This is a genomic window from Mycobacterium sp. UM_WGJ (genome assembly GCF_000455125.1).
Classification (GTDB): Bacteria; Actinomycetota; Actinomycetes; order Mycobacteriales; family Mycobacteriaceae; genus Mycobacterium.
The window spans coordinates 12,982-26,386 of record NZ_AUWR01000054.1; the positions used below are offsets into that span (position 1 = coordinate 12,982).

14 protein-coding genes are annotated in these 13,405 nt (G+C 67.4%); 1 reads left to right on the top strand and 13 read right to left on the bottom strand.

What is annotated here, in order from left to right:
• Nucleotides 1-3: 3 nt before the first annotated feature.
• From lgt to N416_RS0115920, 6 genes are all read right to left on the bottom strand, one after another.
• Nucleotides 4-1,476: a prolipoprotein diacylglyceryl transferase gene (gene lgt / locus N416_RS0115895; RefSeq protein ID WP_024443090.1), complete on the bottom strand. Its 1,473-nt coding sequence runs from the start codon at nucleotides 1,474-1,476 to the stop codon at nucleotides 4-6.
• On the bottom strand, nucleotides 1,473-2,246 hold the full coding sequence (gene trpA / locus N416_RS0115900) for a tryptophan synthase subunit alpha (RefSeq protein WP_036458263.1): 774 nt from the start codon (nucleotides 2,244-2,246) through the stop codon (nucleotides 1,473-1,475). The genes lgt and trpA overlap by 4 nt, the downstream gene beginning before the upstream one ends.
• A gap of 29 nt (nucleotides 2,247-2,275) precedes the next feature.
• Nucleotides 2,276-3,544, bottom strand: coding sequence for a tryptophan synthase subunit beta (trpB, locus tag N416_RS0115905; RefSeq protein ID WP_024443092.1), 1,269 nt, complete (start codon nucleotides 3,542-3,544; stop codon nucleotides 2,276-2,278).
• Nucleotides 3,545-4,363 (bottom strand): indole-3-glycerol phosphate synthase TrpC, encoded by an 819-nt coding sequence (gene trpC / locus N416_RS0115910; protein WP_024443093.1) that lies wholly within the window; start codon nucleotides 4,361-4,363, stop codon nucleotides 3,545-3,547. It lies immediately after the preceding gene.
• Between the two features lie 102 nt (nucleotides 4,364-4,465).
• Nucleotides 4,466-5,125, bottom strand: coding sequence for a TIGR02234 family membrane protein (locus N416_RS0115915; RefSeq protein ID WP_024443094.1), 660 nt, complete (start codon nucleotides 5,123-5,125; stop codon nucleotides 4,466-4,468).
• Entirely contained in the window at nucleotides 5,118-6,659 is a 1,542-nt protein-coding gene (locus tag N416_RS0115920) for an anthranilate synthase component I (protein WP_024443095.1), read from the bottom strand. Before N416_RS0115920 ends, N416_RS0115915 begins: the two co-directional genes overlap by 8 nt.
• Before the next feature lie 154 nt (nucleotides 6,660-6,813).
• Between N416_RS0115920 and N416_RS0115925 the strand changes: the two genes are divergently transcribed.
• Entirely contained in the window at nucleotides 6,814-7,278 is a 465-nt protein-coding gene (locus N416_RS0115925; protein ID WP_024443096.1) for a peroxiredoxin, read from the top strand.
• 40 nt (nucleotides 7,279-7,318) lie between these two features.
• Here the strand turns inward: N416_RS0115925 and N416_RS0115930 are convergent, their stop codons facing one another.
• From N416_RS0115930 to priA, 7 genes are all read right to left on the bottom strand, one after another.
• On the bottom strand, nucleotides 7,319-8,362 hold the full coding sequence (locus N416_RS0115930; protein WP_024443097.1) for a hypothetical protein: 1,044 nt from the start codon (nucleotides 8,360-8,362) through the stop codon (nucleotides 7,319-7,321).
• A gap of 266 nt (nucleotides 8,363-8,628) precedes the next feature.
• On the bottom strand, nucleotides 8,629-9,582 hold the full coding sequence (locus N416_RS0115935; RefSeq protein ID WP_024443098.1) for a hypothetical protein: 954 nt from the start codon (nucleotides 9,580-9,582) through the stop codon (nucleotides 8,629-8,631).
• 177 nt (nucleotides 9,583-9,759) lie between these two features.
• Entirely contained in the window at nucleotides 9,760-10,539 is a 780-nt protein-coding gene (locus N416_RS0115940; RefSeq protein ID WP_024443099.1) for a hypothetical protein, read from the bottom strand.
• A 36-nt stretch (nucleotides 10,540-10,575) separates the two neighbouring features.
• Complete coding sequence (gene hisI, locus N416_RS0115945) at nucleotides 10,576-10,923, bottom strand: phosphoribosyl-AMP cyclohydrolase (RefSeq protein ID WP_024443100.1); 348 nt, start codon at nucleotides 10,921-10,923, stop codon at nucleotides 10,576-10,578.
• A gap of 5 nt (nucleotides 10,924-10,928) precedes the next feature.
• The gene (hisF, locus tag N416_RS0115950; protein ID WP_024443101.1) at nucleotides 10,929-11,714 is read right to left on the bottom strand and encodes an imidazole glycerol phosphate synthase subunit HisF; all 786 of its coding nucleotides are present in this window, start codon (nucleotides 11,712-11,714) and stop codon (nucleotides 10,929-10,931) included.
• A 115-nt stretch (nucleotides 11,715-11,829) separates the two neighbouring features.
• Nucleotides 11,830-12,645, bottom strand: coding sequence for an inositol monophosphatase family protein (locus N416_RS0115955; protein WP_024443102.1), 816 nt, complete (start codon nucleotides 12,643-12,645; stop codon nucleotides 11,830-11,832).
• A gap of 6 nt (nucleotides 12,646-12,651) precedes the next feature.
• On the bottom strand, nucleotides 12,652-13,392 hold the full coding sequence (gene priA / locus N416_RS0115960) for a bifunctional 1-(5-phosphoribosyl)-5-((5-phosphoribosylamino)methylideneamino)imidazole-4-carboxamide isomerase/phosphoribosylanthranilate isomerase PriA (RefSeq protein WP_024443103.1): 741 nt from the start codon (nucleotides 13,390-13,392) through the stop codon (nucleotides 12,652-12,654).
• Nucleotides 13,393-13,405: the final 13 nt, after the last annotated feature.

Below are 13,405 nucleotides of genomic sequence, written 5' to 3' on the forward strand. Positions count from 1 at the left end.
CGGTCAGGACTGAACCGGGTCGTCTGGGTCGGTTGAGTCGTCCGAGTCGGCTGCCGGTTCGTCGGCGGCCTCGTCAACGGGTTCGTCGGGTTGTTCGGCTTCATCTGAGTTGTCGGATTCGTCGACGACGTCGCCGCCCGAGTCCTCAGCGGCCGTACCGTCGTCACTGTCCGGCCCGGAGTCAGCCGGCTCGTCTACGTCGGCCACCGCCTCCGGTTCGGGCCCGGGTTCGGGTTCGGCAGACTCCTCGGCCGCGTCCTCTGGGACTACCTTCGGTTCCTCGGAATCCTCGGTGTCGTCTTGCTCCTCGGCTTCGTCGGTGTCCGCAATGGCGGCTTCCTCGTCGGCCTCGGCGTCGGCCACGGCATCCGACTCGCCGACCATCGACTCCGGCTCATCCGCGGCCTCGGCATCGTCATCAGCGTCAGCCTCTGCCAATTCGGCTTCGCCGGTAAGCCTTTTCGGCACCCGGACCACCGAGCCGACACCGTTTGCGACGCCGGCCGCCATCAGCTCTTTGTCGGCGGACCCTGCGTGCTCTTCGTCCGACTCGACTTCGGGCTCTGCCACTGCGGCAGCGTCCCGGTCGGCGGCTTCGTCGGGTTGCCATGCTCGACGGATGGCTTCGGGGTCCTCGCGCCCCTTGGTTGCGAGCAGGATGTACACCACCGCACCGATGAAGACGAACGTCGACGTGAACGAGTTGACCCGGATTCCGGCGATGTGAGTCGCTGCATCGTCACGGAGCAGCTCGATGCCGAACCGGCCGATGCAGTAGCCGGCGACGTAGAGGGCGAACAACCGTCCGTGACCCATCCGGAACCGTCGGTCGACGTAGATGAGCACGAGGAAAACCACGAGGTTCCACAACAATTCGTACAAGAACGTGGGTTGCACGATCTTGTAGAGCTCACCGGTCGATACGCCGTCGAGTAGGTGCGGGTCGCGGACCCCGGTGGCGTCTTGGCGCCAGAAGATCTCCAGGCCCCACGGCAGCGTGGTCTCGTGGCCGTAGAGCTCCTGATTGAAGTAGTTCCCGATGCGCCCGATCGCCTGTGCCAGGACGATTCCGGGTGCGACGGCATCGCCGAACGCCGGCAGGGAGATCCCGCGGCGGCGACATCCGATCCACGCGCCGACCCCACCGAGCGCTACCGCGCCCCAGATCCCCAGGCCGCCGTCCCAGATCCGCGGCGTCGCTTCCCATCCGACGCCGCCCTCGCCGAAGTAGGTCCGCCAGTCGGTCATCAAGTGATAGAGCCGGCCACCGATCAGCCCGAACGGCACCGCCCACAGCGCGATGTCATAGATGACGCCCGGCTCGCCGCCACGGGCCCGCCACCGGCGATCACCGAGCACCAGGGCGGCGACGATGCCGATGATGATGCACAGTGCGTAGGCCCGGATCGGCACCGGTCCGAGGTGCCAGACACCGCGCGCAGGACTGGGAAAATAGGTGAGCCAGTCCAACGTCATTGCATCGAAACCTTTTGACGCACACCGGAGGCGAGCTCTTGCGTCAACGTCCTAAGCTCGGCCAGGCCATCGGCTAGCGCGCTGACCAGCGCCGAACCGACGATGACACCGTCGGTGTAGGCGCCGATCTCGGCGGCCTGTGCGCCCGAGCGCACACCCAGCCCGACACCGACCGGGATGTCGGAGACCTCACGCACCCTGGCCACCAGTTCCGGCGCCGCGTTCGACACCGTGTTGCGGGCGCCGGTGACGCCCATCGTGGAGGCGGCGTAGACGAATCCGCTGGTCGCTTTGACGGTCTCGGACAGTCGCTGCGGCGTCGAGGAAGGGGCGACCAGAAAGATCCGATCCAGCGCATGCCGCTCGGAGGCGGCCATCCAGTCATCTGCTTCGTCGACTATCAAGTCGGGGGTGATCAGACCCAGTCCGCCGGCCGACGCCAGATCGCGAGCGAACGCGTCGACGCCATAGCGCAGCACCGGGTTCCAGTAGGTCATCACCACGGCTCGTCCGCCGGCCTTGGCGATGGCCTCGACCGCGGTCAGCGTGTCGCGCACCCGCACCCCGCCCTGCAGAGCAGTCTCGGTGGCGCGTGCGATGGTCGGGCCGTCCATTCCCGGATCCGAATAAGGCACACCGACTTCGATGAGGTCACAACCGGATTCGACCAGGGTGATCAACGCGGCGATGGAGCCCGGCAGGTCCGGGTAGCCGGTCGGCAGGTAGCCGATCAGCGCAGCGCGGTCCTCGGCTCGGCACGCGGTGAACATCGGGGCCAGCCGGTCGCCGGCGTGGCCGCTCACGACGCGTCCCCTGCCTCGTCGAACAGACCGAACCACTTGGCGGCGGTTTCCACGTCCTTGTCGCCACGGCCGGACACGTTGACCACGATGACCTTGCCGGGCCCCAGCTCGGTCGCCAGCTTGAGCGCACCGGCCACCGCATGTGCTGACTCGATTGCCGGGATGATTCCTTCAGTGCGGCAAAGGATTCCGAACGCGTCCATCGCTTCGGCATCGGTGATCGGGCGATACTCGGCGCGTCCGGTTTCACGCAGCCAGGCGTGCTCGGGGCCCACCCCCGGGTAGTCCAGCCCGGCCGAGATCGAGTGCGACTCGATGGTCTGACCGTCGTCGTCCTGCAACAGGTAGGAGAACGATCCCTGGAAGGCGCCCGGGGTTCCGCCGGCGAATGTCGCGGCGTGCCGGCCGGTGTCGACGCCATCGCCGCCGGCCTCGAACCCGATCAGCCGGACCGCGGGATCGTCGAGGAACGGATGGAAGATGCCGATAGCGTTCGACCCGCCGCCCACACACGCCACCACGGCGTCAGGCAGTCGGCCCGCCATCTGCTGGATCTGAACTCGCGTCTCCAGGCCGACGATCCGCTGGAAGTCGCGCACCATGGTGGGGAACGGGTGCGGCCCGGCCGCGGTGCCGAAACAGTAGTAGGTGCGGTCAGCATTGGTGACCCAGTCCCGGAAGGCCTCGTTGATGGCGTCCTTGAGCGTCTGCGAACCGGATTCGACCGAGACCACCTCGGCGCCCAGCAGTCGCATCCGTGCCACGTTGAGCGCCTGTCGGCGAGTGTCGACGGCACCCATATAGATCACGCATTCCAGGCCGAGCAACGCGCAGGCGGTGGCCGTCGCAACGCCATGCTGACCGGCGCCGGTCTCGGCGATCACCCGGGTCTTGCCCATGTGTCGCGCCAGCAGAGCCTGGCCGAGCACGTTGTTGATCTTGTGAGAACCGGTGTGGTTCAGGTCCTCTCGCTTCAAGAAGATGCGGGCCCCGCCGGCGTGTGCGGTCAGACGCTCGGCCTCATACAGCGGTGAGGGTCGGCCGGTGTAGTGCGTCTGCAGGTCGTCGAGGGTGTTCAAAAACTCCGGGTCGTTGCGCACCTTGTCGTAGGCGGCGGTGACCTCTTCGATGACGGCCATCAGCGCTTCGGCGACGTAGCGGCCCCCATAGACGCCGAAATGCCCGCGGGCATCGGGATCATGTGCGGACGGCTCAGCCACTCCGGCGCTGGCACGCGGAAGACTCGGTTGCGTGGTGTCTGACATTTAGCGAGCCGGCTTCGGGCAGGACGGATGCTTACCCGCACTGACCAAATCGGCAACGGCCGCCCGCGGGTCGCCACTGGTGACGAGTCCCTCGCCGACCAGGACAGCGTCCGCACCGGCACCGGCGTAGGCCAGCAGGTCCGCGGTGCCCCGCACCCCGGACTCGGCGATCTTGACCACCTCGGTGGGCAGTCCGGGCGCGATCCGCGCGAAACAGTCGCGGTCGACCTCCAGCGTGGTCAGATCACGCGCATTGACACCGATCACCTTGGCGCCGGCGGTCAATGCGCGGTCGGCCTCTTCTTCGGTATGCACCTCGACCAGTGCGGTCATGCCGAGCGACTCGGTGCGGTCCAGCAGGGATTCCAATGCCTGTTGTTCCAGCGCCGCCACGATCAGCAGCAGCATGTCTGCGCCGTGGGCGCGGGCCTCGTGAATCTGGTACGGCCGCACGATGAAGTCCTTGCGCAGCACCGGAACCGACACCGCGGCACGTACCGCGTCCAGGTCGGCCAGCGAGCCGTTGAACCGGCGCTGCTCGGTCAGCACGCTGATCGCGCGGGCCCCGCCGTCGGCGTAGGAGCCGGCCAGCTCTGCCGGGTCGGCGATGGGCGCCAGTTGGCCTTTGGACGGACTGGCGCGCTTCACCTCGGCGATGACCGCGATGCCGGGCTCACGCAGCGCTGCCATCACGTCCCGTGGCGCTGGCATGGCCTCGGCCGCTGCCTTGACTTCCGCGAGCGGGACGAGGGCCTCTCGGGCGGCAAGGTCGGCGCAGACTCCCTCGATGATGGAGTCGAGAACGGATGCCGAACTCATGACTGCCGCTTCCTCTCCCGCGTCCAGTGGACTTTCGTCGAAGACCTTTATGAAGGGTAACGACCGTCGCTGCCCGCGGTGTCACCGGCCCGTCAACAACACCTAGCCGTCCGGTTCGGTTGCCCGGTTATCCGGATCCCCGGTGGGGTCACGGCCCTCGTCGAGGGCGTCCCACATCATGCGTTCCGACAACTGGCCGTCCGGGTCGGCGCGCTTGCCCGCCTCGACATCACGCGCCGCCGCCCGGCGCTCCGCAGGTGCCGAGTACTTGGTGACCCGGACTGCGCTGTGTGCGGCGACCCGCATCAACAGCACCGCCGCAGCCAGGACACCCACGGCGGCGACCAGGCTCAATACGGCGCCGGTGAGACGGCGCTCGGTGCCCAGCAGCGAAGTCAGCGGAATCTCGGCGATGTCCAGGGCCCGCAGGGTGATGTCGCGGGCCGCCCACATGCTGGTGGCCAGATAACCGCACGCCAGACTCACCGCAGCCAGCACCACCGCCAGCACCCGCAGCTGCCACCCGCGCACCGCCATCGCCGCGACGGCGGCGGCCAGGCACAGCAGCGCCAGAGGCAGCAGCGCTGTCGACCAGGACGCGCCGGTGAGGGTGATCTGCTTGGGCTGCCCGAGTCCGTCGAACGAGCGGATCAGGACCCACGGCAGCCGTGCGGCGCCCCAGAGAACTCCGGCGGCCGCCACCAGCAGCAGTTGTGCCCCGCGCAGCGCGCGAGTGTCGTTGCGTTCGCGACCGTCAGCCATCGGTCCCGGGCGCTGCCAGGGTCTCGGCGGCGGCGATGGCGGCCAGCACGGCCCGAGCCTTGTTGGATGCCTCGGTGTATTCGTAGGGCCCGTTGGAGTCGGCGACCACTCCGCCGCCCGCCTGGACGTAGGCGGTGCCGCTCCGCATCAACGCCGTGCGGATCGCGATCGCGAAGTCGGCGTTGCCGGCGAAGTCCAGATAGCCGACGACGCCGCCGTAGAGGCCGCGCCGGGTCTTCTCGACCTCCTCGATCAGCTCCATCGCGCGCACCTTGGGTGCCCCGGACAAGGTGCCCGCCGGGAAGCACGCGGTCACGGCGTCCAGCGCGGTCCGGTCGACGGCGAGCTCTCCGGTGACGGTGGACACCAGGTGCATGACGTGGCTGTAGCGCTCGATGTGGCTGTAGTCGGAGACCCGCACGGTTCCCGGAACACACACCCGGCCCAGGTCGTTGCGGCCCAGATCGACCAGCATCAGGTGCTCGGCGAGCTCCTTCTCGTCGTTCAACAGGTCCTTGGCCAGCAGCTGGTCTTCATCCTCGGTCGCCCCCCGCCACCGGGTTCCGGCGATCGGGTGGGTGGTCGCGCGGCCGTCCTGGACGGTCACCAGCGCTTCCGGGCTGGAACCCACGATCGAGAAGGCCAGTCCCCCGTCGTCGTCGGGCACCTGCAGCAGGTACATGTACGGGCTCGGATTGGACACCCGCAGCATCCGGTAGACATCGAGGGGGTCCGCCGGCGTGGTCATCTCGAAACGCTGCGAGGGAACCACCTGGAACGCCTCGCCGGCCTCGATCTCGCCGACCAGCCGCTCAACGATCGCCCCGTACTCCTCGGCGGTGCGCTGACCGCGGTAGACCGGGTCGGGCCGGTCGAAGGTGGCGACGCTGGATTCCAGCGGCTGGCTCAGCGCCGCGGCCATCACGCCGAGGCGGGCGAGCGCGTCGTCGTAGGCCTCATCGACGCGCTCGTCGGTGCCGTTCCAGTTGACCGCGTTGGCGATCAGGGTGATGGTGCCCTCGTGGTGGTCGACGGCGGCCATGTCGGTGGCCAGCAGCAGCAGCATGTCGGGCAGCTGCAAGTCGTCGACGGCCAGTTCGGGCAGCCGCTCCAGGCGACGCACCAGGTCGTAGGTGAAGAAACCCACCAGGCCGCTTGACAACGGCGGCAGCCCGGGGATGGCGGCCGTCTCCAGCAGCGTCAGTGTCTGACGCAGGGCCTGCAACGGATCCCCGCCGGTGGGTGCGTCCTGCGGTGCAGCACCCAGCCACACCGCTGCGCCGTCGCGCACCGTCAACGCCGAGGTGGTGCCGGCGCCGATGAACGACCACCGCGACCACGACCGGCCGTTCTCGGCCGACTCCAGCAGGAAAGTGCCGGGGCGGTTGGCGGCCAGCTTGCGGTATGCCGACAGCGGTGTCTCGGCGTCGGCCAGCACCTTGCGGGTCACCGGGACCACGCGGTGCTCAGCCGCCAGCGCCCGGAAGTCCGCCCGGGATGTGACGCCGGCCTTAGCAGTGCTCGTGGTTTGCACGCGCCCATCTTCCCAGACATCGGCGGGTCGCCAGAACCAGCACTGGCGATCGCTGGGGGCACCTTCGGCTCGCCGGGGACGGGCCGGCGCAACCGCATCGCCCGCTCACCACTACCGTCGCCGCCGCACCCGCACCCGGAGTAGCGTGACCGCCATGAAAACCGGTGACACCGTGGCCGACTTCGAGCTCCCCGACCAGACCGGGGCGCCGTGCAAACTCAGCGACCTGCTGGCCGGTGGGCCGGTGGTGCTGTTCTTCTATCCGGCCGCCATGACGCCGGGGTGCACCAAGGAAGCCTGCCACTTCCGCGACCTGGCCGGCGAGTTCGCCGCGGTCGGGGCCACCCGGGTGGGGATCAGCGCCGACGAGGTGGCCAAGCAGGCCAAATTCGCCGACCAGCAGGGCTTCGACTACCCGCTGCTGTCCGACACCGAAGGCACGGTGGCACAACAGTTCGGCGTCAAGCGCGGCTTGCTGGGCAAGCTCATCCCGGTCAAGCGCACCACGTTCGTCATCGACACAGACCGCACGGTGCTGGATGTGATCGCCAGCGAATTCTCGATGGACACCCACGCCGACAAGGCGCTGGAGGTGCTGCGGGCGCGCTCGTCGGCCTAGCGGGCGGTAGCACCGGGCACCAACGAGTCGGCTGACTGCCCTAGTCGGCGTCCTGCTCTGCTTCGGGCGCGTCCGCGATCTCAGCGGCGGGCGCTTCGGGCAGATCGGGCACGTGGCGGTTCTCTCCGACGGTGGTGTCGATCCAGTTTCTGATCTCGCTGAGGTGGGTGACGATTCCGGCCCGCTCGCGCTTCAGCAGTTCCACTTCGGCCTGTGTGCGGTCGGTGAGCACCTTGGCTTCACGCTTGGTGCCGGCGATCAAGGAGGACGCCTCCAGCCGGGCCTCTTTGTCGAGCTTGGCGATATTGGCCTCGGCCTGTTCCCACGCCGCCTTCATCTTCTGGTCCAGGCGGTGTTGGGCCTCTCGGCGGTTGCGCTCGTCCTCTTCCCAGGCCAGTTTGATCTGCTCGTCCAGGGATTCCTGGGCGGCCCGGCGGTTGCGTTCGTCCTCTTCGGCCAGGCGCTGGTACAACTCGCGGCGGCTGCGTTCGGCCTCTTCGATCTCCCGGGCGATACGGCTGCGCTCCTCGTGCGCGATCTGCAGGATCTGCTCGGCTTCCTGGGTCGCGGCCTCGAGGATCTTGGTCCGGCGGGCGTTGGTGGACGCCTGGAACTCCGAGAGCGCCTCACTGGCGGCGGCCCGATCGTGTTTGGCGGCTTCCAACTGCTCGCGCAGTTCCGCGGTCAGCGCCTCGGCGTCCTGGCGGGCCAGTTCCTTGGTGCGTCGCGCCTCCTCGGAGGCGATGCGCATCATCCGCGCAATGCGGTCGGACATGCCCTCGACGGAGTCCACCGGACCGGTAACCTGCTCGAACTGCGATCGCAGTTGGGCCAGTTCGGCGGTGAGACGTTGTCGTTCCGAATCTGCCTCGGCGGTCATCCGGACCACGTCGCTCTGCAGCCGGGTGACCTCAGCGACGAGCTGTTCGCGATCGATCAGCGTCTGCGACTTCGTTGCTTCCAGGGATTTGCTGCGGTCCTGCAGAATATCGATCTCGTGGTGCAGACGTGCGATGTAGTCGGAGACCTCGTTGCGATCGAAACCGCGCATCTGCGTTTCGAATTCGGGAATCTCTAGTGCCACCGGCGTACTCCTAAGCACCTGACAGGTTCGGTCTGCGGGTCGATGGGCAACCAGCGTTCAACCGAGTTGGCTTGTGCGGGAGGCCAAATGGGCATGCTGGCTCCAGTCCCCACGCGACGGAGCGTATCAGACCCACAAGTGCGTGTCACCGGCCTTGCAGTGGGGAAAAGCCCCTTAAGCGCGGACGATCTTCGCGAAATCAGGACTCATTTGCCGTCCTGAGGGATTGGCGGTTGACTCCAGTTCCGGCGACCGTGTGGGGTCCCCTAACGGGTATTGATCCAGTTCTTGATCAGCTTCAGGTCGCCGACGAGTTCGGTGCGCTCCTGCTTCAGCTGATCCACTTCCGCTTGAGCGCGTTCACTGATCACCTTGACTTCGTGCTGCGCGGTGGCGACCAGTGTTGCAGCCTCCCACTGCGCCTCCGTTTCGAGCTTGGCGATAGCGGCCTCGGTCTGTTCCCAGCCCGCCCGCAAATTCTGGTCCAGCCGACGCTGCGCCTCAGCGCGGTGACGCTCGTCTTCCTCCCAGGCCAGCTTCAATTGCTCGTCGAGCGTTTCGTGCGCTGCCAGGCGGTGGCGTTCTTCCTCCTCGGCCAGGCGCTGGTACACCGCACGGCGGGTGCGCTCGGCTTCTTCAGTCTCCTCGGCGATGCGGTCGCGCTCCTCATGCGCCAGCCGCAGAATCTCCTGGGCCTGTGCCGTCGCGATCTCCAGGATCTTCGTCCGGCGCATGTTGGCCGAGGCCTGCAATTCGGCCAGTTCCGCGGCGGCGGCCGCCCGGTCGGCTCTGGCGGCGATCAACTGCTTGCGCAGGTCCCCGCTCAGCGATTCCGCCTCCTGGTGGGCCAGTTCCTTGGTGCGCCGGGCTTCCTCTGAGGCGATACGCATCATCCGGGCGATGCGATCCGACATCCCCTCGACGGTGTCGACCGGTGCCGTGATCTGTTCGAACTGGCTGTGCAGCTGCGTCATTTCCGCAATGAGTTCCCGACGCTTTGCCTCGGCCTCGGCAGTCCGCTGCGCGAGGTCATTCTGCAGCCGCGCGATCTCGGCGGAAAGCCGTTCGCAGTCGGATCGAGCGTGCCCCCTGGCCGAGTCCAGGGATTTAGTGCGGTCGCGCAGAATTTCAACTCTATGGTGAAGCCGACCAAGGTAATCAGCGACCTCATTGCGATCGAACCCGCGAAGCTGAGTTTCGAATTCAGGAATATCCAGCATCCGCGACTGACCCCTTCTCCCGACAAGACCTGGTCGTCTGCCGGGCGCTACCCGGCTTCTGGCCGAACGTAATTGCTAATGAAAGCAAGTCGGCTATTGCACGATAGCTGCCGCGCGGGGAATCGTAGCAGACAGGCGCGGAGGTGTCACCGATGATTCAAATGGCAGCGCAGTGGTTCAGTGCGGGCGATTTTCGCGAAACCAAGTTTCTCGGCCGGACAAAGCAGATTCGCGATCAGCCTGAAGAGAAGCATTCACGTGAGTTTCTGCGTTAACTTGATTCGCGCGATTAACTTGACCCGTTGTGCGCTCTATCTGGCCGACGATTTTCGCGCGCGCGTCGATGAGTTCGGCCAAGCGCCGTTGGGCGTCGGCGACGTGGCTGGTGATCGCCTGATTCATCTCGGTCAAGATCGCCGAGGCGTGGCTCTCGGCTTCCTTCATGATCTCGGCGGCACTGAGAACGGCCTGTCGCCGCAGGTGAGCGGCTTGCGCGCGTAGCTGCTTGTGCTGGGTTTCCAACTCGGCCCGCAGCTCAGCCGCCTCCCGGCGCTGCGCCTCGGCGTCTGCGAGAATCGCCGCGGCTTCGTTCTCGGCCGCGGCGCGCAGTTCGTCCGCGAAGTGCTGCGCCTCCGCGCGGATGTCGTCTGCTTCTGCAACCGCTCCGTTGAGGATGCCGGACAGCCGATCACTTAGATCGACAATGTCGCCCGGAATCGCCGAGGCCAACTCATTGAACTTCGCCGACGCGGACTCCAGGTGCGCCTGCGATTCACTGAGCTGGTTTGTCAGCGCGACTATCCGCGATCCGTCGCGCGGCATGTGTGCCTCGATGTCGCTAACGGTGCCCTGCGCATAGTGCGAGTCGATCTGGAGCGACAGCCGCTCCAACTCCAAACCCCTGGGACGCGGCTCGTGCTCCAACTGGTACCAGTCATCAGGCTCGTCGGAGTTCACAATCGGCCAGCATACCGCTACGCAGCTATGCGCGAATCAATCTGCGGGACCGAGTAACACGTCCGCGTCAAAACAGCTGTGATCACCGGTATGGCAGGCACCACCGGTTTGATCGACGGTCAGCAGCAACGTGTCACCGTCGCAGTCCAGTCGCACCGCATGCACGTACTGGGTGTGGCCTGACGTCGCGCCCTTGATCCACTGCTCATTGCGGGAACGCGAAAAATACGTCGCCTCACGGGTCGCCAGGGTGCGGGCCAACGCCTCGTCGTCCATCCAGGCGACCATCAGGACGTCGCCGCTGCCGCGCTCTTGCACCACTGCTGCGATCAGCCCGTCGGGGTTGCGCTTGAGTCGCGCCGCGATCGCCGGATCCAGGGACATCGGACTCATCGCACCGTGATCCCCTCTGCCGCCATTGCGGCCTTGACCTGGCCGATGGTGAGTTCCCGGAAATGAAAGACGCTGGCGGCCAGGACCGCATCGGCACCAGCACCCACCGCCGGGGCGAAATGCTCTGCCGCACCGGCTCCCCCGCTGGCGATCACCGGTACGTTCACCGCGGCCCGAACCGCGCGCAGCATCGACAGATCGAATCCGGCTTTGGTTCCGTCGGCATCCATCGAGTTCAGCAGGATCTCCCCCACGCCGAGCTCCACACCGCGAATCGCCCACTCGACCGCGTCGATACCGGTGCCCTGCCGGCCACCGTGGGTGGTGACCTCCCATCCGGAAGCGGTGGGCGGCGAACCGGCCGGGACGGTACGGGCGTCGACCGACAACACGATGCACTGGGAACCGAACTGGCGGGACAGCTCCGCCAACAGTTCCGGGCGCGCGATCGCGGCGGTGTTCACCGATACCTTGTCCGCGCCGGCGCGCAGCAACACGTCCACGTCGGCGACCGTGCGTACTCCGCCGCCGACGGTCAGTGGGATGAACACCTGATCGGCGGTGCGTGCGACGACCTCGAGCATGGTCGCCCGGCCCGACGACGACGCCGTCACATCGAGGAAGGTCAGCTCGTCGGCTCCCTCGGCGTCATAGGCCGCGGCCAGCTCGACCGGGTCGCCGGCATCGCGCAGGTTGGCGAAATTGACGCCCTTGACGACGCGGCCGCCGTCGACGTCCAGACACGGAATGACCCGTACCGCTACATCACTGTGCCTATGCATCGGTCCCAGCTTCGCCTCTCCTGCGTCGAGCCTCGCTGAACCGCTGTGCTTATGCATCGGTCCCAGCTTCGCCTCTCCTGCGTCGAGCCTCGCTGAACCGCTGGGCTTATCCATCTCAGTAGTCCCCCGGTGCGCCGACTCGCCTGAGGATCTCGAGGATCTGATCGTGTACCCCGGGCGCGGCGACCAGTGCCGAATCCGAGCGGGCCGTCCACGCTGCGCCGGCCAGGTCGGTGACGATGCCGCCGGCCGCCCGCACCATGGCCACACCGGCAGCGTGGTCCCAGATGTGGTCGCCGAAACTGATCGCCCCGCCGAGGGTCCCGTCGGCGACATAGGCCAAGTCGATTCCGGTGGCGCCGTGCATCCGGGTCCGCGAGGTCACCCGGGTCAGGCCTTCGAGCACCGCAAGTCGGTAGCGGCCGGGGAACCGGCCGCGCCACTCGACGTTGAAGGTGCCGATGCCGACCAACGAGTCGGCCAAGTCAACGGTTTTCAGTGGCGGCTGCGCCACCCCGTTGCGAATCAGCGGGCCACCGGCGACCGCGGTGTAGCGCTGGTCGGCGAAGGGCAGCCAGGTCAGCCCCGCGACCGGCTCACCGTCGCGCAGCAGCCCCAGCAGGACCGCCGACATCGGCGATCCGGCGGCGTAGTTGAACGTCCCGTCGATGGGATCGAGCACCCACACCAGCGGCGAATCGATCGGGGGCCCACCGAACTCCTCGCCGTGCACCCCGATTCCGGTATCGGCCACCAGCGCTTCGGTGATCTGCCGTTCCAAGGCCAGGTCGACCTCGGTGGCGAAGTCGTTGGCGCCCTTGCGGACCGCAGAGTCGGCCCGGTGGCCGGCGAGGAAAGGCTCGGCGGCGACATCGAGGATCCGCGACGCCGCTGCGACCAGCGCGCCCAGATCCGCGGTGTCCAGCGCCATGTCGGCCTACTCCTGCACCGTGGACAGCGCCTCGGGCAGAGTGAAGCGACCCGCGTAGAGCGCCTTGCCGACGATGGCGCCCTCGACGCCGCGGCCGACCAGCGTGGCGATCGCCCGGAGGTCATCCAGGCTCGACACTCCCCCGGAGGCGATCACCGGGGCGTCGGTGCGGTCAGTGACCGCGCCGAGCAGCTCCAGGTTCGGGCCGCCCAGCGTGCCGTCCTTGGTCACATCGGTGACCACGTAGCGCGAACAACCTTCGCGGTCAAGACGTTCCAGCACCGGCCACAGGTCACCGCCGTCGGTCTCCCAACCGCGGCCCCGCAGCCGGTGGATGCCGTCGGGGTGATCGGGGTCGATCTGCACGTCCAACCCGACCGCGACCTTCTCGCCGTGCTCAGCGATCGCTCGCGCGCACCACTGCGGGTTCTCCAGGGCCGCTGTGCCCAAATTCACCCGGGCGCAGCCGGTGGCCAGCGCCGCCGCCAGCGTGTCGTCGTCGCGGATGCCGCCGGACAATTCGACCTTCACATCAAGGCGCCCAACGACATCGGCAAGCAGCTCACGGTTCGATCCGCGCCCGAAAGCGGCATCCAGATCGACTAGGTGGATCCATTCCGCGCCGTCGCGCTGCCAGCCCAGCGCGGCGTCCAGCGCCGAACCGTACTCGGTCTCACTGCCGGCCTTGCCCTGCACCAGACGAACCGCACGGCCATCGACCACGTCGACGGCCGGCAGCAGAACCAGCGCCTTGTTCACA

Excerpts from the sequence above, each read along its gene's own strand:
- lgt (WP_024443090.1), bottom strand. The coding sequence starts at position 1,476 with ATGACGTTGGACTGGCTCACCTATTTTCCCAGTCCTGCGCGCGGTGTC.
- trpA (WP_036458263.1), bottom strand. The coding sequence starts at position 2,246 with ATGTTCACCGCGTGCCGAGCCGAGGACCGCGCTGCGCTGATCGGCTAC.
- trpB (WP_024443092.1), bottom strand. The coding sequence starts at position 3,544 with ATGTCAGACACCACGCAACCGAGTCTTCCGCGTGCCAGCGCCGGAGTG.
- trpC (WP_024443093.1), bottom strand. The coding sequence starts at position 4,363 with ATGAGTTCGGCATCCGTTCTCGACTCCATCATCGAGGGAGTCTGCGCC.
- N416_RS0115915 (WP_024443094.1), bottom strand. The coding sequence starts at position 5,125 with ATGGCTGACGGTCGCGAACGCAACGACACTCGCGCGCTGCGCGGGGCA.
- N416_RS0115925 (WP_024443096.1), top strand. The coding sequence starts at position 6,814 with ATGAAAACCGGTGACACCGTGGCCGACTTCGAGCTCCCCGACCAGACC.
- N416_RS0115935 (WP_024443098.1), bottom strand. The coding sequence starts at position 9,582 with ATGCTGGATATTCCTGAATTCGAAACTCAGCTTCGCGGGTTCGATCGC.
- hisI (WP_024443100.1), bottom strand. The coding sequence starts at position 10,923 with ATGTCCCTGGATCCGGCGATCGCGGCGCGACTCAAGCGCAACCCCGAC.
- hisF (WP_024443101.1), bottom strand. The coding sequence starts at position 11,714 with ATGCATAGGCACAGTGATGTAGCGGTACGGGTCATTCCGTGTCTGGAC.
- N416_RS0115955 (WP_024443102.1), bottom strand. The coding sequence starts at position 12,645 with ATGGCGCTGGACACCGCGGATCTGGGCGCGCTGGTCGCAGCGGCGTCG.